Annotated in this window: 21 protein-coding genes; 5 read left to right on the forward strand and 16 right to left on the reverse strand. The window is 60.3% G+C overall.

Annotation, left to right across the window (positions count from 1 at the left end; genetic code table 11):
- Positions 1-85: 85 nt before the first annotated feature.
- The 12 genes from E4O97_RS15460 to dksA form a co-directional block, all read right to left on the reverse strand.
- Positions 86-1102 carry a class I SAM-dependent methyltransferase gene (locus tag E4O97_RS15460; protein ID WP_078822319.1) on the reverse strand — a complete coding sequence of 339 codons (1017 nt, stop codon included), beginning with the start codon at positions 1100-1102 and terminating at the stop codon, positions 86-88.
- 93 nt (positions 1103-1195) lie between these two features.
- Positions 1196-3133 (reverse strand): acetate--CoA ligase, encoded by a 1938-nt coding sequence (gene acs / locus E4O97_RS15465; protein ID WP_248161639.1) that lies wholly within the window; start codon positions 3131-3133, stop codon positions 1196-1198.
- A 105-nt stretch (positions 3134-3238) separates the two neighbouring features.
- Entirely contained in the window at positions 3239-4903 is a 1665-nt protein-coding gene (gene pgi / locus E4O97_RS15470; protein WP_032879450.1) for a glucose-6-phosphate isomerase, read from the reverse strand.
- Between the two features lie 223 nt (positions 4904-5126).
- Positions 5127-5978 carry a pantoate--beta-alanine ligase gene (gene panC, locus E4O97_RS15475; RefSeq protein ID WP_248161641.1) on the reverse strand — a complete coding sequence of 284 codons (852 nt, stop codon included), beginning with the start codon at positions 5976-5978 and terminating at the stop codon, positions 5127-5129.
- Complete coding sequence (gene panB / locus E4O97_RS15480; protein ID WP_032879452.1) at positions 5975-6775, reverse strand: 3-methyl-2-oxobutanoate hydroxymethyltransferase; 801 nt, start codon at positions 6773-6775, stop codon at positions 5975-5977. Before panB ends, panC begins: the two co-directional genes overlap by 4 nt.
- Positions 6776-7137: 362 nt before the next feature.
- The gene (gene folK, locus E4O97_RS15485; RefSeq protein WP_032879453.1) at positions 7138-7623 is read right to left on the reverse strand and encodes a 2-amino-4-hydroxy-6-hydroxymethyldihydropteridine diphosphokinase; all 486 of its coding nucleotides are present in this window, start codon (positions 7621-7623) and stop codon (positions 7138-7140) included.
- A gap of 2 nt (positions 7624-7625) precedes the next feature.
- Positions 7626-9029, reverse strand: a complete 1404-nt coding sequence (locus E4O97_RS15490; RefSeq protein ID WP_032879455.1) for a polynucleotide adenylyltransferase PcnB — start codon at positions 9027-9029, stop codon at positions 7626-7628.
- 696 nt (positions 9030-9725) lie between these two features.
- Positions 9726-11165 (reverse strand): sigma-54 dependent transcriptional regulator, encoded by a 1440-nt coding sequence (locus E4O97_RS15495; protein ID WP_005791455.1) that lies wholly within the window; start codon positions 11163-11165, stop codon positions 9726-9728.
- Between the two features lie 22 nt (positions 11166-11187).
- Positions 11188-14142, reverse strand: a complete 2955-nt coding sequence (locus tag E4O97_RS15500; RefSeq protein WP_005791453.1) for a sensor histidine kinase — start codon at positions 14140-14142, stop codon at positions 11188-11190.
- Entirely contained in the window at positions 14126-14302 is a 177-nt protein-coding gene (locus tag E4O97_RS15505; protein WP_003176118.1) for a hypothetical protein, read from the reverse strand. Before E4O97_RS15505 ends, E4O97_RS15500 begins: the two co-directional genes overlap by 17 nt.
- A gap of 62 nt (positions 14303-14364) precedes the next feature.
- The gene (gluQRS, locus tag E4O97_RS15510) at positions 14365-15252 is read right to left on the reverse strand and encodes a tRNA glutamyl-Q(34) synthetase GluQRS (protein ID WP_248161643.1); all 888 of its coding nucleotides are present in this window, start codon (positions 15250-15252) and stop codon (positions 14365-14367) included.
- Positions 15253-15334: 82 nt separating this feature from the next.
- Positions 15335-15769, reverse strand: a complete 435-nt coding sequence (gene dksA, locus E4O97_RS15515; protein ID WP_005791430.1) for an RNA polymerase-binding protein DksA — start codon at positions 15767-15769, stop codon at positions 15335-15337.
- A 319-nt stretch (positions 15770-16088) separates the two neighbouring features.
- On the opposite strand from dksA, the gene E4O97_RS15520 reads away from it, so the two are divergent.
- Complete coding sequence (locus E4O97_RS15520; protein ID WP_005791428.1) at positions 16089-17261, forward strand: pyridoxal phosphate-dependent aminotransferase; 1173 nt, start codon at positions 16089-16091, stop codon at positions 17259-17261.
- The gene (sfsA, locus tag E4O97_RS15525) at positions 17261-17974 is read left to right on the forward strand and encodes a DNA/RNA nuclease SfsA (protein ID WP_248161645.1); all 714 of its coding nucleotides are present in this window, start codon (positions 17261-17263) and stop codon (positions 17972-17974) included. Before E4O97_RS15520 ends, sfsA begins: the two co-directional genes overlap by 1 nt.
- Here sfsA and E4O97_RS15530 read toward each other — a convergent pair.
- The gene (locus E4O97_RS15530) at positions 17971-18288 is read right to left on the reverse strand and encodes a Rieske (2Fe-2S) protein (RefSeq protein ID WP_005791425.1); all 318 of its coding nucleotides are present in this window, start codon (positions 18286-18288) and stop codon (positions 17971-17973) included. The two genes, sfsA and E4O97_RS15530, sit on opposite strands and share 4 nt — an antisense overlap.
- Positions 18289-18444: 156 nt before the next feature.
- Between E4O97_RS15530 and E4O97_RS15535 the strand changes: the two genes are divergently transcribed.
- Genes E4O97_RS15535 through E4O97_RS15545 form a run of 3 tightly spaced genes read left to right on the forward strand, consistent with a single transcriptional unit; the run spans position 18445 to position 21124 of the window.
- Positions 18445-19323: an ABC transporter substrate-binding protein gene (locus E4O97_RS15535; RefSeq protein WP_103734794.1), complete on the forward strand. Its 879-nt coding sequence runs from the start codon at positions 18445-18447 to the stop codon at positions 19321-19323.
- Between the two features lie 50 nt (positions 19324-19373).
- The gene (locus E4O97_RS15540; protein WP_177327434.1) at positions 19374-20357 is read left to right on the forward strand and encodes an iron ABC transporter permease; all 984 of its coding nucleotides are present in this window, start codon (positions 19374-19376) and stop codon (positions 20355-20357) included.
- Positions 20357-21124, forward strand: a complete 768-nt coding sequence (locus tag E4O97_RS15545; RefSeq protein ID WP_078822315.1) for a heme ABC transporter ATP-binding protein — start codon at positions 20357-20359, stop codon at positions 21122-21124. Before E4O97_RS15540 ends, E4O97_RS15545 begins: the two co-directional genes overlap by 1 nt.
- 243 nt (positions 21125-21367) lie before the next feature.
- On the opposite strand, the gene E4O97_RS15550 is transcribed toward E4O97_RS15545, so the two are convergent.
- The 3 genes from E4O97_RS15550 to E4O97_RS15560 form a co-directional block, all read right to left on the reverse strand.
- A complete protein-coding gene (locus E4O97_RS15550; protein ID WP_005791418.1) occupies positions 21368-21640 on the reverse strand; it encodes a TfoX/Sxy family protein in 273 nt (90 codons plus the stop codon).
- Between the two features lie 202 nt (positions 21641-21842).
- Complete coding sequence (locus tag E4O97_RS15555; RefSeq protein WP_032879466.1) at positions 21843-22187, reverse strand: pentapeptide repeat-containing protein; 345 nt, start codon at positions 22185-22187, stop codon at positions 21843-21845.
- A gap of 90 nt (positions 22188-22277) precedes the next feature.
- Complete coding sequence (locus E4O97_RS15560; protein ID WP_078822314.1) at positions 22278-23834, reverse strand: bifunctional aminoglycoside phosphotransferase/ATP-binding protein; 1557 nt, start codon at positions 23832-23834, stop codon at positions 22278-22280.
- Positions 23835-23895 lie beyond the last annotated feature (61 nt).

Here is a 23895-nt window from a genome sequence, read left to right on the forward strand (position 1 = left end):
GTGACGCCATCTGTGTCGAACGAGAGTGCCTTGGAGTATGGCACGGTAATTCGGTTCCGAAGAACAGTGGCTGCTGGGAAACTTCCTACAAATGCAGGATCAAGGTCTTTAACGGAGGCTGCTGATCTGTGGAAGGAAAGTCTGCCCCGGGTGTCATGACCTGCCAGTCGCGCACTGGGCGGCCGGCTTTTTCTGCGCAACGCAGCACCTGTTCACGCCAGTCATCCATGCTGACTTTCGCCAGGTTGTTACAACAGATCAGTACCCCATTGTCAGCGGTGGTCAGCAGCGCGGGCTTGAGCAAGCTCTGATAGTCGCGCAGCAGGTCGACGGTGCCGAACGCGCTCTTGGCCCAGGCGGGCGGATCAAGCAGAACCAGGTCGTACTGGCGCTGCTCCAGGCGCGGATAGCTCGGCAGCTTTTGGCCGCGACGCTGGGTGATCGGCAGGCCCGCCAGTTGGCGAATGGCCGGGAAGTAATCGGACTGTACGAACTCCATGCTCGGCAATTGTGGGTTGAGCAGGCCGTTTTCACGCCCGACCGCCAGGTTGCCCTCGGCAAAATCCAGGTTGCACACTTCGCGTGCGCCGCCGGCGGCCGCGCTCAAGCCCACGCCGCAGGTGTAGGCGAACAGGTTCAGCACGCTTTTGCCGGCGCTGTGATCCTTCACCCAGCCACGGGTGTTACGCAGGTCGAGGAACAGCAACGGGTCCTGCCCGGCATGGCGCCCCCGCACACGGTAGCTGAGGCCCCACTCGTGGCCGACCAGGTCTTCGAGCGCCGCAGGCTCTGCGCGGTATACCGTGTCTTCACGATCGATACGCGAGTTGCCTCGGGCACGGTCGTTGTACACCAGCAGCAATTCCAGGCCCATGTATTGGTTGATCAGTTGATGCAGGTCCAGAAGGTCTGCGCTGTCCAGCGACTGATGGAAGCTCTGCACCAGCAATTGCGGGCCGTAGCGGTCGATGGTCAAGCCGCCGGCGCCTTCCTGGCTGCCGTGGAACAGCCGGTAGCAGTCTGTACCCTGGGCGTGCAGTTCGTTGATCAGGTCTTGGCGGTGATCGAGGGCGGCGCGCAGCGCCTGATTCAGGGGGGTCATGAAGCGCGCCTTGCTTGCAGAAAAATAAGAAAATCGGGGCGCGGAGTTTAACAGTTAACCCCGGCCTGCACAGGCCGGGGATTATCCTGAGCGCTATCGGTTCAGGCGTTTGTCGATCAACCCGTCTACGACGCTTGGGTCAGCCAGGGTTGAGGTATCGCCCAGGCTGTCCAGTTCGTTGCAGGCGATCTTGCGCAAGATGCGCCGCATGATCTTTCCGGAGCGGGTTTTCGGCAAGGCAGGCGCCCACTGGATCAGTTCCGGTTTGGCAAAGCTGCCAATTTCCTTGCTGACCAGGTCCAGCAAGTGCTTTTTCAGCGTATCGCTGGGCTCGACGCCGTTCATTGGCGTTACAAAGGCATAGATGCCCTGGCCCTTGACGTCATGGGGATAGCCGACCACAGCGGCTTCAGCGACCTGGTCATGCAGCACCAGGGCGCTTTCGACCTCGGCGGTGCCGATGCGATGGCCGGACACGTTGATCACATCATCGATGCGACCGGTGATCCAGTAGTCGCCGTCTTCATCGCGGCGTGCGCCGTCGCCGGTGAAGTAGTAGCCGGGATAGGGCTTGAAGTAAGTGTCGATCATGCGCTGCGGGTCGCCGTAGACGCTGCGAATCTGCCCCGGCCAGCTGGCCTTGATCGCCAGCACGCCACTGCCGGCGCCGCTGATTTCCTTGCCCTGCTCATCGAGCAGCACCGGTTGTACGCCGAACATCGGCTGTGTCGCGCAGCCCGGCTTGATGCGCTGGGCGCTGACCAGCGGGCTGAGCATGATGCCGCCGGTTTCGGTTTGCCACCAGGTATCGACGATGGGGCAGCGCTGTTCGCCCACCGCATTGAAGTACCAGTCCCAGGCCTCCGGGTTGATCGGCTCACCGACACTGCCCAGCAGGCGCAGGCTGGCGCGGGAGGTGCTCTCCAATGGGCCGTGGCCTTCACGCATCAGGGCGCGCAAAGCGGTGGGCGCGGTGTAGAAAATATTCACCTGATGTTTATCGATCACCTGCCAGAAGCGCGAGCTGTCCGGATAACTCGGCACGCCCTCGAACATCAGCGAAGTGGCGCCATTGGCCAGCGGACCGTAGACGATGTAGCTATGCCCGGTAACCCAGCCCACATCGGCGGTGCACCAGAACACTTCGCCCTCTTGGTAGTCGAGTACGTACTTGAAGGTCATCGCCGCTTGCAGCAGGTAGCCGCCAGTGGTGTGCAGCACGCCCTTGGGTTTGCCGGTGCTGCCGGAGGTGTAGAGGATGAACAGCGGATCCTCGGCGTCCATCGGCTCGGGTGGGCAGTTGTCGCTGGCGGCGTCCAGGGCCGCTTGATACTTGAGGTCGCGGCCCTCGTTCCAGTTCACGCTGGCTCCGGTGCGCTCGACCACCAGCACCGTGCTGACGTTCGGGCAACTGGCCAGGGCTTTATCGACATTCTGTTTCAGCGCCACGGGCTTGCCGCCGCGCACGCCTTCGTCGGCGGTGATCACGGTGCGGCAGTCGGCATCGAGAATACGGTCACGCAGGGCGTCAGGCGAAAACCCGCCAAACACCACTGAGTGCACCGCGCCAATTCGCGTGCAGGCCAGCATGGCGTAGGCCGCTTCCGGGATCATCGGCATGTAGATGCACACGCGGTCGCCTTTTTTCACGCCACGGTTTTTCAGCACATTGGCCAGGCGGCTGACGTTTTGATGCAGTTGGCGGTAAGTGATCGTGGAGGATTTTGACGGATCGTCGCCCTCCCAGATGAAGGCCGGCTGATCGGCGCGTTGCGCCAGGTGACGGTCAATGCAGTTGTGGCTGACGTTCAGTTGGCCGCCGGCAAACCATTGGGCGGCACCGGTATTGATGTCTGACTGCTGGACGGTGTGCCACGGTGTTATCCAGTCCAGAAAGCCCTTGGCCTGTTCGGCCCAGAAGGTCTCTGGCTGCTCGATGGATTGGCGATAGAGGCGCTGATAGTCTTCTTGACTGAGTTGCGCAGCCCGGCGGACGGCATCGGCGGTGGGAAACGTGCTGATATCGAACATGAGCGATCCTTATTCTTGTTTTTGCGACAAGTGATAAAGATGCACCCTGTGGTGGGAGGGTTCAAGGCCAACGTCCAAACAGACGTTGGCCTTGAGTGATCAGCATCAGCCGCGGTGACGACCGCGGAAGTAGTTGATCAGGCCCTGGGTCGAAGCGTCCTCGGCTGAGGTTTCTTCGGCGCCCGTCAGGCGGTTGTAAACGCCTTTGCCCAGTTCCTTGCCCAGTTCAACGCCCCATTGGTCAAAAGCGTTGATGCCCCAGACCACGCTCTGCACGAACACCTTGTGCTCATACATCGCCACCAACGCGCCGAGGCGACGAGGGCTGATGCGTTCGACCACGAGGGTGTTGCTCGGACGGTTGCCCGGGATCACCTTGTGCGGTGCCAGCTTCTGCACTTCCGCTTCCGGCAGGCCCTTCTCACGCAGCTCGGCTTCGGCTTCGCCGCGGGTCTTGCCGAGCATCAGTGCCTGGCTCTGGGACAGGCAGTTGGCGTATAGCCACTGGTGGTGATCGGAGACCGGGTTGAAGCTGACGATCGGCACGATGAAGTCGGCCGGGATCAGTTGCGTCCCTTGGTGCAGCAACTGGTGGTAAGCGTGCTGCCCGTTGCAGCCTACGCCACCCCAGATCACCGGGCCGGTATCGGTGGACACTGGCGTGCCGTCCTGGCGGACGCTCTTGCCGTTGGATTCCATGTCCAGCTGTTGCAAATGCTTGGTGATGTTACGCAGGTAATGGTCGTACGGCAGGATCGCATGGCTCTGCGCGCCCCAGAAGTTGCCGTACCACACGCCCAGCAAACCCAGCAGCACAGGCATGTTGGCTTCGAACGGCGCGTTCAGGAAGTGCTGGTCCATGGTGTAGGCACCCGACAGCAGTTCCTTGAAGTTGGACATGCCGATGGCCAGGGCGATTGGCAAGCCAATCGCCGACCACAGCGAGTAACGCCCACCTACCCAATCCCACATCGGGAAGATGTTCTCTTCACGAATACCAAAGGCTACGGCCGCCGCGTTGTTGCTCGAAACGGCGATGAAGTGGCGATACAGCTCAGCTTCCGAACCACCCTGGGCCAGGTACCAGGCGCGGGCGGCCTGGGCGTTCTTCAGGGTTTCAAGGGTGTTGAAGGATTTGGACGACACAATGAACAGCGTGGTCTCGGCGCGCAGCTTCATGGTCAGCTCGTGGAACTCGCTGCCGTCGATATTCGCCAGGTAGTGGCAACGCACGCCTTTGTGGGCGTAGGACAACAGCGCTTCGGAGACCAGTTCCGGACCGAGGAACGAACCACCGATGCCGATGTTCACCACGTCGGTGATCGGCTTTTCGGTGTAGCCACGCCACAGGCCGTCGTGGATGCGACCGACCAGGTCAGTGATCTGGTTCAGCACCTTGTGCACGTCCGGCATGATGTTCACGCCGTTGACCGACAGCTTGTCACCCACCGGGCGGCGCAGGGCGGTATGCAGCGCCGGGCGGCCTTCGGAAGAGTTGACGGGCTCGCCGGCGTACAGCGCATCAATCGCGCCTTTAAGGTTCACTTCCTTGGCCAGGTCCACCAGTAGGTCGCGGGTTTCGCTGGTGATCAGGTTTTTCGAGTAATCGAGGAAAAGTCCGCAGCTGCTCAAGGTAAATTGGGAAAAGCGCTGAGGGTCGGCATTGAACGCTTCGCGCATGCTGAAATCCTGCATGGCTTGGCGATGTTGAACAAGCGCTTGCCAGGCGGGCAGAGCGGTAACGTCATGAGGGGTGCGGTAGTACGCCATCGCTGCGGGTTTCCTTTTATTACAGGGACTGCCTTTAGGACACTTAAAAGCCCGGAACATCCATTCTTGTCTCAACGACTGGGTTCCAGACAGCGCTAACCATAGCGCAGGGCGATTACATTAAACCTAGCGTGTGGATATGTCTTGGCTTTGTCTGCGCTGTGGCCGGTACTTTTTTATACCGGCACAGCCGTCGGGGCAACAGGTGGAGGGTAAAGTAGGGTCAGGCGAGGTTCAGGTGCAGGTTATCGATCAGGCGTGTGGCGCCCAGATAAGCGGCGACCAGGATCACCACATCCCGATCTTCAGCCGTGGCCGGGCGCAGATGTACGCCCTGGCGCACTTCCAGGTAGTTCATGCGTAGCCCTGCGGCTTCAATCTGCTGGATTTGCTCGGCGCGAAGCTTGGCGAAATCATGATCACCGTCTTGGATGGCCGTGGCGATCTGGCTGAGCGCGCGGTACAGCACTGGCGCGACCGCACGTTGCTCCTCGGTGAGGTAACCGTTGCGTGATGACAGCGCGAGGCCGTCCGCTGCACGCACGGTGGGTTCGCCGATGATCTGGATCGGCATGTTCAGATCGCGGACCATGGCGCGAATGACCGCCAACTGCTGGTAGTCCTTCTGGCCAAATACGGCCATGTCGGGCTGGACCATGTTGAACAACTTGCTGACCACCGTGGCCACGCCTTCGAAATGCCCTGGGCGGCTGGCGCCGCACAAGCCTTCGGACAGTTGTGGCACGCTGACGCGGGTCTGGCCGTTCATGCCATGGGGGTACATTTCCTCGACAGTGGGGGCGAACAGCAGGTTGCAGCCCGCCTGCAGGAGTTTTTCCTGGTCGGCGGCCAAGGTGCGCGGGTATTTATCCAGATCTTCGCCGGCACCGAATTGCAGTGGGTTGACGAAGATGCTCGCCACCACGAAATCCGCCTGCTGCGCGGCCTTGGTCACCAGGGTGGCATGGCCGCTATGCAGGTTGCCCATGGTAGGCACAAAGCCGATGCGTTTGCCGGCGCTGCGGGCGTGGGTCACGGCAGCCCGCAGTTCGCGGACGGTTTTAACGGTGTTCATGCCGAGAATCCGTGTTCAGCGCCTGGGAAAGTCACATTCTTGACTGCGCTGACGTAAGCGCTCAGGGCTGCGTGGATGCTGTCCTGGCCGGCCATGAAGTTCTTCACGAACTTGGGTACGTGACCGCTAATCGACAGGCCGAGCATGTCGTGCAGGACCAGCACCTGACCATCGGTGGCGGAGCCGGCGCCAATGCCGATTACCGGCACTTTGACGGCCTGGGTGATTTCTGCGGCCAGTTCGCTGGGGACGCACTCCAGCACAATCATCGCGGCACCGGCTTGTTCCAGGGCGATGGCATCGGCGCGCATCTGGCGCGCCTGGGCTTCATTGCGACCCTGTACCTTGTAGCCGCCGAGGATGTTCACCGACTGCGGGGTCAGGCCCATGTGTGCACATACCGGTACACCGCGTTCAGCCAGCAGCCGGATCGACTCGGCCAGCCACACGGCGCCTTCGACTTTGACCATATGTGCGCCGGCCTGCATCAGCTTGCCGGCGTTCTGGAAGGTTTGCTCAAGCGTGGCGTACCCCATGAACGGCAGGTCGGCGATGATCAAGGCGCCGTCGTTGCCACGCTTGACGCTGGCGGTGTGGTAGGCCAGTTCATCCGTGGTCACGGGCAGGGTGCTGTCATTCCCTTGAAGAACCATGCCCAGGGAGTCGCCCACTAACAACACTTCAACCCCGGCCTGGCAACAGGCGTTGGCGAAGGTGGCGTCATAGCAGGTCAGCATGGTGATTTTTTCACCCTTGAGCTTGAGGCTCTGCAAGGTGGTCAGGGTAATGTCTGGCATGAAAAGGGTCCTCGTTCAGGCGCTTGGAAACAGCGAGTAACGCGCGTGAGTCTTCGTTTATACAGGCGCACTGTCTTGAAAGCAGTGCTTATAAGGCCTGGATTGCGCCCTGTAGCGCCGGGTTGGCGGCAGCGGGACGCCTATAGTCGTGAGGAGGACACGGGAAGTCAATTGGATGTGTTACCGCATTGTTACGATGGCGGTGTTACCGCTGTTACTGACGCCATTGCGCAACTTGTGCGCGGTTTACGGCAGCGCAGATCAGATGTGGGAGCTGGCTTGCCTGCGATGGCATCCACGCAGTGTGGCTGATACACCGAGTCGCTTGTATCGCAGGCAAGCCAGCTCCCACATTGACCGAGTCATTCTTGCGGTAAGCGTTCCAGGCCGACGAATGGGCAGGCTGTGAGCAGGGTGCTCAAGCGTTGGCCGTCAGGCAGTTGCAGGTCGGTTGACGCCAATTCAGCCAGTGGATACAGCACAAAGGCGCGCAGATGCATCTGGTAGTGCGGCACCTTGAGGCGCGGTTCGTCGATCAGGCGATCACCGAACAGCAAGATATCCAGATCCAGTGTGCGTGGGCCCCAGCGCTCAAGACGTTCGCGGCCCTGGTCATTCTCGATGGCTTGCAGTGCGTCGAGCAGGTCCAGCGGCGCCAGGCTGCTGTCCAGTGCCGCAACCGCGTTGGTGTAGCGCGGTTGGCCCGGGAGCAGGGAGTCACTTTGATAGAAGGCGGACACACCAGCGAGGTGGGTGCCAGGCAGTTGCGCCAGCGCCTCGATCGCGCTGCGCAATTGCTGTTGCGGGGCAGCCAGGTTGCTGCCCATGCCGATGTAGATACGTTCCACGTTTATTCGCCCGCGGCGCCCGAGGCATCGGCACTGCTGCGTTTACGCTTGCTGCCGCTGCGGCGACGCTTTTTCGGCCCTTCACCGGCACCATCGCCTTTGCTGCCAAGCTCACGAATCATTTCGCGACGCTGGCTGTCATTGGCATCCTGATAGTCAGTCCACCATTCGCCCAGGCCATCGGTCTGCTCACCGGCGCTTTCGCGCAGCAGCAGGAAGTCGTAGCCGGCACGGAAGCGTGGGTTGTCCAGCAGCAGGTCAGCACGCTTACCGCTGCGACGCGGCAAACGTTCCTGCATGTCCCAGATTTCGCGGATCGGCATGGTGAAGCGTTTCGGGATGGCGATGCGTTGGCACTGCTCGGCGATCAGTTCGTGGGCGGCTTCCTGCATGGCCGGGATCGGCGGCATGCCACGGTCCTGCAGGCGCAGTACGCGCTTGGGCAGCGCTGGCCACAGCAGGGCGGCAAACAGGAATGCCGGGGTTACCGGTTTGTTCTGCTTGATGCGCAGGTCGGTGTTGACCAACGCTTCGCTGATCAGCGTGTGGGTGTACGTGGGGTTGTATTCCAGCGCCTCGGCACTGGCCGGGAACAGCGGGTCGAACAACTGCAGGTCGACGAGCATTTCGAAGGTGTCGGCGGCATACCCCGAGAGGAACAACTTGAGCACCTCTTCGAACAGGCGTGCCGAGGGGATTTCCCGCAGCATGGGCGCCAGCTCGCGAATCGGCGCGGCAGTGTGCTTCTCGATACCGAAGTTGAGTTTGGCCGCGAACCGCACGGCGCGCAGCATACGCACCGGATCTTCCTGATAGCGCTGGGTCGGGTCACCGATCAGGCGGATCAGGTTATTGCGAATGTCGTGTACGCCATTGGCGTAATCGAGGATGCGCTCGCTGACCGGATCGTAATAAAGGGCATTGATGGTGAAGTCGCGACGTTGCGCGTCCTCCTCCAGGGTGCCGTAGACGTTATCGCGCAGGATGCGCCCGCTCTCGTTGCGGGAAGACTGATTGGTGTCTTCCTCTTCATCGTTTTGCGGGTGGCCGGCGCGGAAGGTCGCGACCTCGATGATTTCGCGACCAAAATGGATATGCACCAGCTTGAAGCGCCGGCCGATGATTCGTGCGTTACGAAACTCGGCGCGCACTTGTTCAGGCGTGGCACTGGTGGCTACGTCGAAATCCTTGGGCGTGATATTGAGCAGCATGTCGCGTACGCAACCACCCACCAGGTAAGCCTGGTAGCCGGCGTTCTGCAAACGTTCGACGATGTTCACTGCATAACGGCTGAATTGAGCGCGCTGCAACGAATGCTGGCTGCTGTTGAGCACTTCAGGCGTGCTGCGTTTGTGTTGCGTACGACGCAAGGGAGAACGGAATGACTGGAACAACTTCTTCAGCATGGGATGCACTGTTTGAAGGAATGTTCGGCCATAACGAAGAATGACCGCATGATGGGCGGGGATTCTAGCATTTAGTCAGGGGATGGTGTAGGAACAAGCTACAGGCATTGCGCCATAAGCGTTTTCGAGTCAAATCCCGGAAACTACAAGGGGAGCCGAAGCTCCCCCAGAAGTAGTTGCGTGCTCTATTTTTATTATTGATTTCGGGCTTCTTGTTTTTGTTGATCGCCCTCGCCATGAAGCTTCACCTTCATGACACTCCCAATCGAGAGTCAAGAGCAAACGGATTGCTTTGGTCGCTGTGTTGCTGATCTACGATCCAACCAGTTCAGGCTCTGCCTTAGGGCAGTTTTTGTTGTTCTCGGCCTGGTTGCGGGGCAAGCCCCAAATGCAACGCCTCTCCAAAAGAATCAGTTAGCTGCGCCTCCGCCGTGTTGTTTTTGTTATGCGTGAGTCGATTCGTCTTATTTTTATTGTCTTGTACATAGCTTGTTATTGTTTTTGTACTAAGCATATAGCAGGGTGCGTGCCAACTTTTGTGCCGGCCAGCAAAATCAGGGGGTTGAGGTGGTTTTGCAGTTTTCGAGGGCAAAAAAAGCCGGGGCTTCGTTACCGTAAGCCCCGGCTTTTGTTACGTGAAAAGTCAGCGGTAACAGTTTTTTCACATTAACAGGTGTTACCCATAGGGGCGCACCCTCAGCTCTCGCTGGCAACCCCGGTCTTGCGCCGCGGAATGCCCAGGCGCTGGCGCCGCTCCCACAGGCACTTGCGACTCACACCCAGTTTGCGGGCCAGTTCGGTCTCGGTCATATGGTCCTGATGTTCCAGGACGAAATGCTGGAAGTAGTCTTCCAGTGACAAATCCTCCGTCGGCTCATGACTGGTATTGCTACCGCCGCCCTGTTGTGGGGCCAGGCCGATGAAGTCATCGTCTTCCAGGTCACTGAGCTCGATATCGATGCCCAAAAGCTCGGCGGAAATCTCCGGGCTTTCCGACAGGATCACCGCGCGCTCCACGGCGTTCTCCAATTCCCGCACGTTACCCGGCCACGAGTAATGCCGGATTGCCTGCTCGGCGTCCGCGGCAAACTTCAGGTCGGTACGGTTGATGCGTGCGCTCTGGCGTAACAGGAACGCACTGGCGATCTCGTTGACGTCGGCGCCGCGCTCGCGCAGGGCTGGCAATTTGAGGGCGATCACGTGCAGGCGGTAATACAAGTCTTCACGGAACTGGCCGATCTTGGCCAGGCTCTTGAGGTCACGGTGCGTCGCTGCAATAAGCCGCACATCAACCTTTTGCGATTGCACCGAACCGACTCGGCGAATCTCGCCTTCCTGCAACACCCGCAACAAGCGCGCCTGGGCTTCCAGTGGCAGTTCGCCGATTTCATCGAGGAACAAGGTTCCGCCGTCCGCCGCTTCAACCAGGCCAGCACGCCCGGCGCTGGCGCCGGTGAACGCGCCTTTCTCGTGACCGAACAGTTCGGACTCGATCAGCGATTCAGGGATTGCCGCGCAGTTCACCGAGATCATCGGTGCCTTGGCGCGCTTGGACAGGTTGTGCAGGGCGCGGGCAACCAGCTCCTTGCCAGTGCCCGACTCGCCCTGGATCAATACATTGGAATCGGTCGGCGCCACTTTGCGGATCTTGCTGTACAGATCCTGCATCGGCGGGCAGGAGCCGATGATGCCGATCTCGCCATTGCTGTTGTCCACACCGGGCTTGTCGGCGCCGTTGGTCGCTTTACCGGCTGGACGCTGTTCGGCAGGCGCGCTGCTGGCCGACTGACGGTCACGCAGGATGCGGGCCACGGCTTGGAGCATCTCATCGTGATCGAAAGGCTTGGCGATATAGTCCACCGCGCCCATCTTCATCGAGTCGACCGCCGAGCGCAGGCTGGCGTAGCTGGTCATGATCAGCACCGGGGTGCCTTGGCCCAGCTTGATCAGCTCGGTGCCCGGAGCTCCAGGCAGGCGCAGGTCGCTGACAATCAGGTCGAACGTGGGGATGCTGAACCGCTCCTGGGCTTCCTGCACCGAGCCGGCTTCGCTGACCTGGTACTGATTTCGTTCAAGCAGGCGACGCAAGGCAGAGCGGATAATGGTTTCGTCTTCGACGATCAAAATGTGCGGCATTGATTCAATTCTCTCGACGGTCTCAGTTCACAGCGGACGTCGCTTCGACATGACGCGGCAAGGTCACCCGGATACGGGTGCCGCGTTGGCTTTCGGTGTCAGCCGGGCTGTCGATGGTGATTTGTCCATAATGCTCTTCAACGATGGAATAGACCAGTGCAAGGCCCAGACCGGTACCTTCACCGGGGTCCTTGGTGGTGAAGAAGGGTTCGAACAATCGGTCCATGATGTTTTGTGGGATGCCGCTGCCTTCGTCCTCCACGATCAGGTCGACCGTGTGCTCGAAAGCCTCGCTCTTGACGCGTACAGCGCTGCCGGCCGGCGATGCATCGCGTGCGTTGGACAGCAGGTTGATCAGCACTTGGGCCAGGCGTTGCGAGTCGCCATCGACCCAATGTTCCGGATCACACAGATTAAAGAACTGTACTTCGAAATTGCGCCGATTCAAGGCCAGAAGTCCAATGGCGTCCTGCGCGACCTCGGCCAGACACACCGCTTCGTCCTGGTTTTGATGCGCGCCGGAGTGGGCGAAGCTCATCAGCGACTGCACGATGCGCGAAACGCGCTTGGTCTGTTCAAGGATCTGCCCGCTGATTTCAGTGATTTCACCGTCTTCCTCGCGCTCTTCGCGCAGGTTCTGCGCCAGGCAGGCGATACCGGTGATCGGGTTGCCGATTTCGTGGGCCACGCCGGCTGCGAGACGACCAATACTGGCCAGGCGCTCGGAATGCACCAGCTTGTCTTCGAGCATCTGCGTGTCGGTGAGGTCTTCCACCAGCAAAACCAGGCCGCTGTTACCGGGAGCCAGGGGCTCATCAATGGCGGCTTTGTGCAGGTTGAGCCAGCGGGTCTGGCCGTCGAGGGCCAGGTGCTGCTTGTGCAAGTGCTCGTCGGGCAGGTTGATAAACCCCTGAAGCAGTTCTTTCCACGGATCGGCCAGGGTATTGAGGCGCGAACCCACTACCCGCTGCGCGGCGATGCCGGTGAGTTCTTCCATGGCCTTGTTCCACATCAGGATTTCCTGGTCCTTGGCCAGGGAACAGACACCCATCGGCAGTTCCTGCAAGGTCTGGCGGTGGTAACGGCGCAAGGCATCGAGTTCGGCGGCCAGGCCGGTGAGGCGTGAGTGGTAATCCTCCAGCCGGCTTTCGATGAAATGGATGTCTTCGGTCACGTAGTTTTCGCCGCCCGCCTTGTAGGGCAGGAAGGTTTCGACCATGTCCTGGGACACGCTGGGGCCCATCAGGCCGGAGAGGTTGGCCTCGATACGGTCACGCAGACGGCGCAGGGCATAGGGGCGACGCTCGTCGAACGGCAGGTAGAGGTCACGCAGCGCTTGCTCGACCTCCTTTTGCGCCGCCTTGGCGCCCAGAGGCTTGGCCAGTTGCGTGGCAAACTCCTGGGGCGAGGCTGCGTGCAGTTCGCGGCGTTGCGGGCGACGCACGTTGTCCACTGCGCAGGCTTCGGCGGCGCTGGTTTCTTCGGCGCTGGCGTTGGTGAACAGTGAGATCAGGGTGAACATCAGTACGTTGGCGGCCAGCGAGGCAATAGCCGCCATGTGCCAACTGGTGTCGTCGAGCACGTAAATCATGTTCAGCAACGGAATGTAGAAGCCCTGCAAGTTGCCGACCAGTGGTAGCAACATGGTGACGATCCACACCAGGATCCCCGCCAGCAGCCCGGCGATAAAACCACGGCGGTTGGCGGTCGGCCAGTACAGCACCGACAACACCCCCGGCAGGAACTGCAAGGTGGCGACAAACGCGACAATGCCAAGGTTGGCCAGGTCTTGCCCGGCGCCGAGCAGCAGGTAGAACCCGTAGCCGGCGGTAATGATCGCAACGATCAGCGCGCGGCGGGTCCATTTCAACCAGCGGTAGATATTGCCCTCAGCCGGCGGCTGGTACAGCGGCAGCACCAAGTGGTTGAGTGCCATGCCCGATAGCGCCAGCGTGGTGACAATGATCAATCCACTGGCCGCCGATAAACCGCCGACATACGCCAGCAGTGCCAACGCCGGGCTGTTGGCGGCAATGCCGATGCCCAGGGTGAAATACTCAGGGTTGGTGGTGGCCCCCAGTTTCAGGCCGGCCCACAGGATCAACGGCACCGCCAGGCTCATCAGTAACAGGAACAGCGGCAAGCCCCAGCTCGCACTCACCAGTGAGCGTGGGTTGAGGTTTTCGGTGAAGGTCATGTGGTACATGTGCGGCATTACGATCGCCGAGGCGAAGAACACCAACAGCAGCGTGCGCCATGGGCCTTCCTGCAAGGGGGTGTGCAGCGCGGCGAGGGCAGTCTGGTTTTGCAGCAGCCACAGCTCCAGCTGTTGCGGGCCGTCGAACACGCCGTAGAGCGCATACAGGCCGACGCCGCCGATGGCGATCAGCTTGATGACCGACTCAAAGGCAATTGCGAACACCAAACCTTCGTGTTTCTCGCGGGTAGCAATATGGCGCGAGCCGAAGAAAATTGTGAACAGGCTGATCAGTGCACAGAAAGCCAGGGCAACACGGTGTTGCACGGGTTCGCGGGTCAGGATGCTGATGGAGTCTGCCACTGCTTGAATCTGCAGGGCCAGCAACGGCAGTACGCCGATCAGCATGAAAATCGTGGTCAGCGCACCGGCCCAGGTACTGCGAAAGCGGAAGGCAAACAGGTCCGCCAGGGATGATAACTGGTAGGTACGAGTGATTTTCAGGATCGGGTACAGCAACACCGGCGCCAGCAGGAACGCACCGGACACCCCCAGGTAACTGGACAGAAAGCCGTAGCCGTACTGATAGGCCAGGCCCACCGTACCGTAGAACGCCCAGGCGCTGGCGTACACGCCCAGGGACAAGGTGTAGGTCAGCGGATGGCGAATGATCGCCCGCGGAATCATTCCGCGCTCACTGATCCAGGCCACGCCGAACAACGCAGCCAGGTAGGCGGCGCTGATCAGCAGCATCTGGGTGAGGCTAAAGCTCATCGGCATCTTTTTGGCTCTGCAGGATGAAGGTCACGACGATCAGGATCAGCCATAGCAGATAAGGGCGATACCAGGCGCCCGTGGCGTCGATCCACCAATCCATGATGGCGGGGGAGAACAGGTAGATCCCGACGACCAGCAACAGGACCAATCGATAGATGTACATATTGGCCTCTGATTAAAAATCTGCGGCGATGGTAACGGATGGCGGGCAACCTGCAAGCGCCTTCAACTCAATTGCGCTTCGGCCAGCGTGAGTGTGCTCGGGATCTGCGTCGCGTCCCAGTGCGTAATGCCCCAATCCAGCAGTTCCCGTGGGCTTGCGTAAAGCAGTTCGTTACCGGTTGGCTGGCCGAGGGCGCGCAGTGCGCGAAGCAGCAAGGGCGTGGCCTGGTCGGCGGTCAACGGTGGGGAGCGGTAGGATTTGCCCAGTTTGTTGCCGTCCGGCTGCACAATCAGTGGTACATGCAGGTAACGTGGCTGGCGCAGGCCGAGCAGCTCTTGCAAGTAAAGCTGGCGCGGCGTGGAGTCCAGCAGGTCGGCGCCGCGCACGATATCGGTAACCCCTTGCCAGGCATCGTCGAGGACCACGGCCAACTGATAGGCGTAGAGGCCGTCGCGGCGCCGGATGATGAAGTCGCCGGCGTCGCGGCCCAGATGCTGTCGGAACTCGCCCTGCACGCGGTCGGTAAAGTGGTATTCCAGTTCAGGCACACGCAGACGGATGGCAGCATCCTGCTGGTCGTGGCCGGCATTGCGGCACAAGCCTGGGTAAATCCCGTTGTAGGGTTCCAGTTGCTTGCGCGAGCATGTGCAGGCATAGGCCAGGCCATGGTTGAACAGGTCATTCAGCACTTTGGCGTAGGCGTCATGCCGCTCGCTCTGCCGTACCAGCTCGCCATCCCATTCAAAGCCGTAGCGTTCCAGGGCATGCAGGATCGCCGCCTGGGCGCCGGGCTCTTCACGGGGAGGGTCAAGGTCTTCCATGCGCATCAACCAGCGGCCATGTTGGGCGCGTGCGTCGAGGTAGGAGGCGAGGGCAGCAACCAGGGAGCCGAAGTGCAAATGGCCGCTGGGCGTGGGGGCGAAACGCCCGATATAGGTAGAGGCTGTCATGGGCGGATACTACTGCAAAACCGGTAAACGCCAGAAACAAAAATGGGGCGTTTGCACGCCCCATTCGTTCAGCTCGGCAAGGTTACTTGCCGACCTGTTTTTCCTTGATTTCAGCCAAGGTCTTGCAGTCTACGCACAGGTCCGCAGTCGGGCGGGCTTCGAGGCGGCGAATACCGATCTCGACGCCGCAGGATTCGCACCAGCCATACTCTTCGTCTTCGATCAATTGCAGGGTCTTGTCGATCTTCTTGATCAACTTGCGTTCGCGATCACGAGCGCGCAGTTCAAGGGCGAATTCCTCTTCCTGGCTGGCACGGTCTGCCGGGTCCGGGAAGTTGGCTGCTTCGTCCTTCATATGGTCAACCGTGCGGTCGACTTCCTGCATCAAGTCCTGCTTCCACTGCTTCAGGATTTTGGAGAAGTGCTCGCGCATGGGCTTGCCCATGTATTCCTCGCCCTTGGATTCAACGTAGGGCTGGAAACCGCTGATGCTCTGTTGCTTTGCTTGGGTGGACATGAATAGACCGCCTCTCACTCTTCTAATCCATTGCGCAGGATTGCAACGTCACCGACACCTGCCGGCCCTGCGGCTGCAAGCGGGCGAACTTACCAGATAGATTCAGGGTGCGCTACTCCCGGTTGTCGAGCTCCAGGGCAAAGGGGTTGCAAACTGCAGCAGCCCGCCATGACTGGGTATGTATCGCCTCGAATGTTGATTTTAGCTGTTTTACGAGCGTGCGCAGGGTGCACTTGCAGCCCCAATCAGGCAATAGAGCATGTTTTACCGCGAGGGTTCGGTAGAATCCTGATTTTGTCCTCACCGTTAAGGAAGGCTAATGGCTCAGCCCTACAGTGCGCGCAGTCGCGCCATCGAACCTTTTCATGTCATGGCGTTGCTGGCACGCGCCAATGAGCTGCAGGCTGCCGGCCACGACGTGATCCATCTGGAAATCGGCGAACCGGACTTTACCACCGCCGAGCCGATCATCCAGGCCGGCCAGGCTGCGCTGGCCAACGGCAAGACGCGCTACACGGCGGCCCGTGGGGTGCCCGAGTTGCGCGAGGCCATCAGCGGGTTTTACCAGCAGCGCTACGGCTTGAGTGTCGATCCCGAGCGTATCTTGATTACGCCCGGTGGCTCCGGCGCGTTGCTGTTGGCCAGCAGCTTGCTGGTCGACCCTGGCAAGCACTGGCTGCTGGCTGACCCAGGCTACCCCTGCAATCGACACTTTCTGCGGCTGGTAGAGGGCGCGGCGCAATTGGTGCCGGTAGGGCCTGAGGTCCGCTATCAGTTGACCGCCGATCTGGTCGCTAGGCATTGGGACCAGGACAGCGTGGGCGCGCTGGTTGCGTCACCGGCCAACCCTACCGGCACAGTCCTCACGAGGGACGAACTGGCAGGCTTGTCGAGTGCAGTCAAAGCGCGTAACGGCCACTTGGTAGTGGACGAGATCTACCACGGCCTCACCTACGGCACCGATGCCGCCAGCGTGCTGGAAGTCGACGATGACGCCTTCGTCTTGAATAGTTTTTCGAAGTATTTCGGCATGACCGGATGGCGCCTCGGTTGGCTGATAGCGCCTCCTGCTGCGATCAGCGAATTGGAAAAACTGGCGCAGAACCTCTACATCAGTGCGCCGAGCATGGCCCAGTACGCTGCCTTGGCCTGTTTTACCCCGCAGACCCTGAGCATTCTTGAAGAGCGCCGCGCCGAATTCGGCCGGCGTCGTGACTTTCTGCTGCCGGCGCTGCGCGAGCTTGGATTCGGTATCGCCGTGGAGCCGGAAGGGGCGTTTTATTTGTATGCCGATATCAGCGCGTTCGGCGGCGATGCCTTCGCGTTCTGCCGTCACTTTCTGGAGACCGAGCACGTGGCTTTTACACCCGGGCTGGATTTCGGTCGTTATCAAGCGGGCCACCATGTGCGTTTTGCCTACACGCAAAATATTGACCGACTGCAAGAAGCGGTGGAGCGCATCGCTCGTGGCCTGCGGAGCTGGCAAGGCTGATGCGCTTTCATCCTCCTCTTGAAGAAGGGCGGCTGATCCGCCGCTACAAGCGTTTTCTCACCGATATCGAAACCGTTACCGGCGAGTTGCTCACCATCCATTGCCCGAACACCGGCTCGATGCTCAATTGCATGGTCGAAGGTGGCCAGGTCTGGTTCAGCCGGGCCTCGGACCCCAAGCGCAAGTTGCCAGGCACCTGGGAAATTGCCGAAACGCCTCAGGGCCGGCTGGCGTGCGTCAACACCGCGCGAGCCAATCAGCTGGTTGAAGAGGCGCTGCTGGCTGGCGTGATCACTGAACTCAATGGCTTTACGGCGCTAAAGCGTGAAGTGCCTTACGGTCAGGAGAAGAGCCGCATTGACTTTCGCCTGGATTACCCACAGGGCGCCGCTTTCGTGGAGGTCAAAAGCGTCACCCTGGGTTTTGACGCAACCTCGGTGGCGGCTTTTCCTGATGCAGTGACGCAGCGCGGCGCCAAGCACTTGCGCGAACTGGCTCACCTGGCGCGTGAAGGCGTGCGGGCGGTGCAGTTGTATTGCGTGAATTTGTCGGGCATCGATGCGGTTCGCCCAGCGGTGGAAATTGATGCCGGTTACGCTGCGGCGTTACGCGAGGCCAAGGCCGCGGGTGTCGAGGTGCTGGCTTACGGCGTGCGGGTCACACCGCAAGAGATGTATGTCGAGCGTCGACTGAAGGTGTTGTTGGGCGACTAGAGTTCTACCCACAAGCCTTGTTCATCCTCATGGCCGGGCAGGGCGGTGAGACTCTGGCCTGCGCACGGGCCGGCGATGCACTCGCCGCTCTCGATCAGGAACAGGGCGCCATGGGTGGCGCATTGGATCAGGCTGGCGCTGGCGTCGAGGAAACGGTCGGGCTGCCATTCCAGCGGGATGCCGCGATGGGGGCAGCGGTTGCGATAGAAGTAGGCAATGCCATCCCGGCGCACGGCCAGCAGTTTATGGCCATCGATATCAAAACCGCGGCTGCTGTTGGGTGCGAGGTCGCTTGAGGGGCAGAGAAACTTCATTTCAATCCTTAAGTGCCTTGACGTTCAAATGCAAACAATTATCAAATGCCCGCTTCGCCCGTCAGCTGACTGGGTGCTCAATACGATGTCCGGCAGCAATGTTCTGTCACATTGATGAGTGCCTGAATGGCCCTGCTCTAGGAAGGAAACCCTGTTATGCGCCTGAGTACCAGCGCTATTGCGCTTGTTGCCTCATTGCTGGTCAACCACGGGGCACACGCCTCTGAACTGCCACAACGCTGGGTCAGTGCAGGAGGGGCGCTATCGGAATGGGTGACGGCTTTGGGCGGCGAATCCAAATTGGTCGGGGTCGACACCACCAGCCAGCATCCGCAGTCGCTCAAGGCGTTGCCGAGCATTGGCTACCAGCGGCAGCTGTCGGCTGAAGGCATTCTCAGCCTGCGCCCGCAAATCCTTGTGGGCACTGAGGAAATGGGGCCGCCGCCGGTACTGGCGCAGATTCGCAATGCCGGCGTGCAGGTCGAGATGTTTTCGGCCCAGCCGGATTTGCCGACATTGAAGGGCAACCTTGAACACTTGGGAAAACTGCTGGGCAGTGAGACCCGGGCAGACGCACTGTTTGCCAAATACGGGCAGGCGCTGGAGCAGCAAAAAAGCTGGGTGACCAAGGCCCAGGCGGCGCAAAAGGCTCCGGGCGTGCTGTTGTTGCTGGGCCATGCCGGTGGCAAGCCGCTGATCGCGGGCAAGGACACGGCCGCCGATTGGATATTGCAGCAGGCGGGCGGACGTAACCTGGCCACGCACTCGGGCTATAAGCCCTTTTCAGTCGAGTCTTTGGCGGGGTTGAGTCCTGATGTGCTGGTGTTTGCCGATCGCGCGCTGACCGGTGATGCGGCGCGCGCTGCCTTGTTCAAGGAAAACCCGATTCTCGCGTCGACACCGGCAGCCAAGCGTGGGCGAGTGTTTGAACTGGATCCGACCTTGCTGGTGGGTGGCCTGGGGCCGCGATTGCCAGAAAACCTGGTGAAACTGTCCGCTGGTTTTTATCCGTCCCAGGCTAAATCGGCTCCATGACCACTCTGCTTAAGCCCAAGACACTGTTTATTGGCCTGTCGCTGCTGTGTGTGTTGGCGATCTGGCTTTCATTGGCCCTCGGACCGGTCAGCTTGCCGTTGATTGATACGCTCAGAGCCGCGTTAAGGCTATTGGGCGTGCCGATTGAGGCGGCGGGGTTGGAGCAGGCTGAATTGATTCTGGGGCAGATTCGCCTGCCGCGGACCCTTTTGGGGCTGGCCGTCGGCGGTGTCCTTGCGTTGTCGGGCGTGGCGATGCAGGGGTTGTTTCGCAACCCGCTGGCCGATCCTGGGTTGGTGGGTGTGTCCAGCGGTGCGGCGTTGGGGGCAGCGGTGGCGATTGTCGGCGGTTCGTTCTTCGGTGGGCTGCCGGATGCGTTCGGTCCCTATTTGTTGTCGCTGTGCGCATTTCTGGGGGGGCTGGGCGTTACCGCACTGGTCTACCGGTTGGGGCGTCGCAATGGCCAGACCAATGTCGCGACGATGCTGCTTGCCGGTATCGCGCTGACGGCACTGGCCAGCTCAACGGTGGGGCTGTTTACCTATCTGGCCGACGATGCCACCTTGCGCACCCTGACGTTCTGGAACCTGGGCAGCCTCAATGGCGCGAGCTATTCGCGGTTGTGGCCCTTGCTGTTGGTAAGCGCGGGCGTGGCGCTGTGGTTGCCGCGCCGGGCGAAAGCGCTGAACGCATTGCTGCTGGGTGAGTCGGAGGCCAATCATCTGGGCATTGATGTTGAGGGGCTCAAGCGCGAGTTGGTGTTCTGCACGGCCCTGGGCGTTGGCGCAGCCGTGGCGGCTGCGGGCATGATTGGTTTTGTCGGTTTGGTGGTGCCACATCTGGTGCGGCTGCTGGCGGGGCCGGATCATCGGGTGCTGTTGCCGGCGTCAGTGCTGGCGGGCGCGAGCCTGCTGTTGTTTGCCGACCTGGTGGCGCGCTTGGCGTTGGCGCCGGCGGAACTGCCGATCGGTATTGTCACTGCATTTATCGGTGCGCCATTTTTCCTCTATTTATTGTTACGAGGGCGCGCCTGATGCTGCGGGTAGAAGCGTTGCAGATTCGGCGCGGTGGTAAAACCGTGTTGTCCGATGTCACCTTGGACCTGCTGCCGGGCGAAGTGCTGGGCGTGCTGGGGCCCAATGGTGCGGGCAAAAGTACCTTGCTCGGAGCGCTGTGCGGGGAGTTGTCGCCTGATGAGGGCAAGATCTGGTTGGACCAGCAAGAATTGAAGAGTCTGGGAGGGGCGCAACGTGCCCAGCGTCTGGCGGTGTTGCCACAGACGTCCACCCTGGACTTCGCCTTTCGTGTCGAAGAGGTGGTGGGCATGGGGCGCTTGCCTCATCAGACCGGGCGAGTGCGCGACGATCAAATCGTCCGCGCGGCGCTGCACGCGGCCGACGTGGGCCACCTGAGTGGCCGCAGTTACCTGGCCTTGTCGGGCGGCGAGCGACAAAGGGTGCACTTGGCGCGGGTGTTGGCGCAGTTATGGCCAGGTGAGGCGGGGCAAACGTTGTTGTTGGACGAGCCAACGTCGATGCTTGATCCCCTGCACCAGCACACCACCTTGCAGGCGATTCGCAGCTTTGCCGACAAGGGGGCTGCGGTGCTGGTGATCCTGCATGACTTGAACCTGGCGGCGCGTTACTGCGACCGGATCCTGCTGCTGGAAGGCGGGCGCCCCCATGCTCTGGATAGGCCCGCAACAGTCCTGCAACCTGAGCCACTCAAGGCTGTATTTGGTCTGGATGTGCTGGTACAACCGCATCCGGAGCGGGGGCATCCGCTGATCATTGCGCGCTGAAGTCAGTAATTTGCAGGCAAAAAAAGACCCGGCAAGAGCCGGGTCAAATAACCGTGATTAGCCTGATGAGGAGATAATCTGAGAGTCCGAACCAATGGTCTTTCAGTTATCGGCTGATCTCGCGACCAGTTGTGATAATCATAACGATTCTCATTTGAGAGTCAACTATTGTTTTATCTGCTCATCCAGTTTTTCTCAAACGCTCGTTTGTAATGCCTGTAAACATTGGGCTTGAGGGCCGATCTAGTTTTTCTGCCGCGCTGACAGGGCATCCAACTGGCGGTTCAGCGCCTCCTTGCGTTCAGAGGGGAGGTCGTTCCAGTGCACATCCATCAATGCGCCTTCAATGGCGTACAGCAGAACTTTCGAAGCTCGGAAGCCGCGAGTCCGTACGGCTCGGTAAGCATCGACCGCGCCCAGGCGGCGCAAGTCAGACGCGCTGTGGATACCCACCGCATGCAGCCACTGCGCTGATGTCTTGCCGAGGTTTTTCAGGTGTTGCAGCTCATCGTTCATCAAGCCTCCTTGCGACGGCCGAATGGTGCGGTGGGTATCGTGACCAGGCAGCCTGAAAATGAGTGTAGCGCTCAGTAGGAAAAACGCAGTTCTTTGGGCAGGAACGGCTGAAAAGCTTATAAGAATGTGGCGATGCTTTAGCTGACGGGCAGGCGTGAAACGCCCGGCACGCTTGAGGCGAAGCCGGGGTTCAGAAGGTGGATTACTTGGTGCGGTAGCGTAGGCGAGTGCCGAAGTTGACTGACATCAGGATCTCGTCAGCCGTGAGCTCGGGTGGGAAGTAAGTGCCGGAAATCTGCGCGTGGGCCAGGCTCGCGCCTTCCATCGAGCAGTCGCGTAAATCCAGGCCGCGCAAGTCGGCAGAGCGAAAATAGGCGTCGGTGAAGTCAACGCCTGCGGCGTTCAGATCTCGCAGGTCCAGCCCTCGGAAGTCGCCACCGCGCATATCGATGGTGCCGTCTTGAGGGCGCTGCTGGTTGAAGCCGCGGATGTCATCCTTGTGCAGGAGCGCATAGAGCGGGGTATCAAGAAGCTTGGGCTGACTCACGATAGCGACTCCTGTTAGGTGGTGATGTCATTATAGTGGCTATATTGCCGGGTCGTGCGCCATGTGGGCGACACGACCAGGAAATATTGCTTACAAGCCCGGGAGGCGCTGGCGAATATGCGCGACCAACGCATCCAGCGTTCCGCTTTCATTGGTTTCCACGCGCTTGCTCAGCAACAGCTCTTGCGCCGTCAACGGCTCACGACTGGCTTGCTGCTCTTGGATAACGCTCAGCGTTGCGTCGGACGGATCGTTTTGATCCGCCTGACGTTGTGCCAGCCAACTGCTGATAACCGCTTGAGGTGCGTTGCAATCGAGGATCAGGAATGGCGCGCCGGTGGCTTCGGCGATCTGGGCTGCCGCATCACGTTGAGCGCGTTTCAAGAAGGTCGCATCCAGCACCACCGGGTAACCTGCGCGTAGTACGGTCTCGGCAATTTCGTTCAAGCGTGTATAGGTGGCAATGCTGGCGTCCTGATTGTAGATGCCGGCCTGTGGCGCGTTTTCGACCTGCTGCTCGCCAAACAGACGCTTGCGCTCCACATCCGAACGCAGGCGTACGGCGCCCAGGGCCTCGACCAGGCGCATGGCTACATGGCTCTTGCCTACCGCTGAAACACCATGGGTGATTGCCAGAAAGCGCGACGGAATGGTGCTGTAGCTTTCCGCCAGGTTGGCGTAGTTGCGGTACTGGCGCAGGGTAGTGGCGCGCTGCACCGGGCTTGCCTCGCTCGGCATGCTGAACAGCGCAACCTTTGCACGTACCAGCGCACGGTAGGCTTTATAGAAATTCAGCACTTCCAGGCCTTGATAGTCGCCGGTCAGTTCCAGGTACTGGCTGATGAAGCGGCGCGCCAGAGACTTGAGCCCACGGTCTTCAAGGTCCATGGCGAGGAAGGCGGTATCGGCGTACACATCGGTAAAGCGGAAAGGCTCGTTGAACTCGATGCAGTCGAAGATCACGACGTGGCCGTCAATCAGGGTGGCGTTGCCCAGGTGGATGTCACCGTGGCATTCGCGAGTGAAACCATTGAGCTTGCGTTGTTCCAGCAGCGGCTTGAGGCGCTCGAAGCTGCTTTCGGCCCAGGCTTGCAGGGCCTCAAGTTGAGTCAGGTCAGCTTTGTCGCTCAGGAACGGGCGAATCTGGTCGAAGTTCTGGCGTACCGGCGCCATGACTTCATCCGGCGTGCCGGCCGGGTGCTCTTGCGGGACCTTGGGGGCAGTGAGGTGAAAGTGCGCAATCTGACTGGCCATCTCGTCGATGTGGGCGTTGGTCAGTTCGCTGTTGGCTTGCAGGGTGCTGAGCATCTGGCTTTGCGGGAACTGGCGCATTTTCAGTGCGTACTCGATGACCGGGCCGTCGCCGCCCAACTGCGGCGCGTCGGCCGTGCCGGTAATCGGCAACACTTCAAGATACAAATCTTTGGTCAAGCGCTGGTTGAGACGCAGCTCCTCATTGCAGAAGTGGCCACGTTTTTCCAGATCGGTGAAATCCAGAAATCCGAAGTTCATCGGTTTCTTCAATTTGTAAGCATAGGGACCTGTCAGAACCACCCAGGAAATATGGGTCTCGATGACTTGAAATGCTTCAACCGGATGAGGGTATAAAGCCGGGTTTTGCAGGGCAGCGATCAGGGACTGGCTCACGGGCGATCCTTCAAAGTCTGGGAGAAATCATCGTGGCCATTATGGCTGCTGATGCCAGTCG

Source organism: Pseudomonas sp. W15Feb34 (assembly GCF_023127765.1).
Classification (GTDB): Bacteria; Pseudomonadota; Gammaproteobacteria; order Pseudomonadales; family Pseudomonadaceae; genus Aquipseudomonas; species Aquipseudomonas synxantha_A.

Bases quoted from the DNA above. Each gene is read 5' to 3' on its own strand.
- E4O97_RS15545 (WP_078822315.1), top strand. From the start codon at position 20,357: ATGCTGCGGGTAGAAGCGTTGCAGATTCGGCGCGGTGGTAAAACCGTG.
- E4O97_RS15460 (WP_078822319.1), bottom strand. From the start codon at position 1,102: ATGACCCCCCTGAATCAGGCGCTGCGCGCCGCCCTCGATCACCGCCAA.
- E4O97_RS15550 (WP_005791418.1), bottom strand. From the start codon at position 21,640: ATGAACGATGAGCTGCAACACCTGAAAAACCTCGGCAAGACATCAGCG.
- dksA (WP_005791430.1), bottom strand. From the start codon at position 15,769: ATGTCCACCCAAGCAAAGCAACAGAGCATCAGCGGTTTCCAGCCCTAC.
- pgi (WP_032879450.1), bottom strand. From the start codon at position 4,903: ATGGCGTACTACCGCACCCCTCATGACGTTACCGCTCTGCCCGCCTGG.
- E4O97_RS15520 (WP_005791428.1), top strand. From the start codon at position 16,089: ATGGCTCAGCCCTACAGTGCGCGCAGTCGCGCCATCGAACCTTTTCAT.
- panC (WP_248161641.1), bottom strand. From the start codon at position 5,978: ATGAACACCGTTAAAACCGTCCGCGAACTGCGGGCTGCCGTGACCCAC.
- acs (WP_248161639.1), bottom strand. From the start codon at position 3,133: ATGTTCGATATCAGCACGTTTCCCACCGCCGATGCCGTCCGCCGGGCT.
- gluQRS (WP_248161643.1), bottom strand. From the start codon at position 15,252: ATGACAGCCTCTACCTATATCGGGCGTTTCGCCCCCACGCCCAGCGGC.
- E4O97_RS15530 (WP_005791425.1), bottom strand. From the start codon at position 18,288: ATGAAGTTTCTCTGCCCCTCAAGCGACCTCGCACCCAACAGCAGCCGC.
- panB (WP_032879452.1), bottom strand. From the start codon at position 6,775: ATGCCAGACATTACCCTGACCACCTTGCAGAGCCTCAAGCTCAAGGGT.
- E4O97_RS15535 (WP_103734794.1), top strand. From the start codon at position 18,445: ATGCGCCTGAGTACCAGCGCTATTGCGCTTGTTGCCTCATTGCTGGTC.
- E4O97_RS15495 (WP_005791455.1), bottom strand. From the start codon at position 11,165: ATGCCGCACATTTTGATCGTCGAAGACGAAACCATTATCCGCTCTGCC.
- E4O97_RS15505 (WP_003176118.1), bottom strand. From the start codon at position 14,302: ATGTACATCTATCGATTGGTCCTGTTGCTGGTCGTCGGGATCTACCTG.
- sfsA (WP_248161645.1), top strand. From the start codon at position 17,261: ATGCGCTTTCATCCTCCTCTTGAAGAAGGGCGGCTGATCCGCCGCTAC.
- E4O97_RS15490 (WP_032879455.1), bottom strand. From the start codon at position 9,029: ATGCTGAAGAAGTTGTTCCAGTCATTCCGTTCTCCCTTGCGTCGTACG.
- E4O97_RS15500 (WP_005791453.1), bottom strand. From the start codon at position 14,142: ATGCCGATGAGCTTTAGCCTCACCCAGATGCTGCTGATCAGCGCCGCC.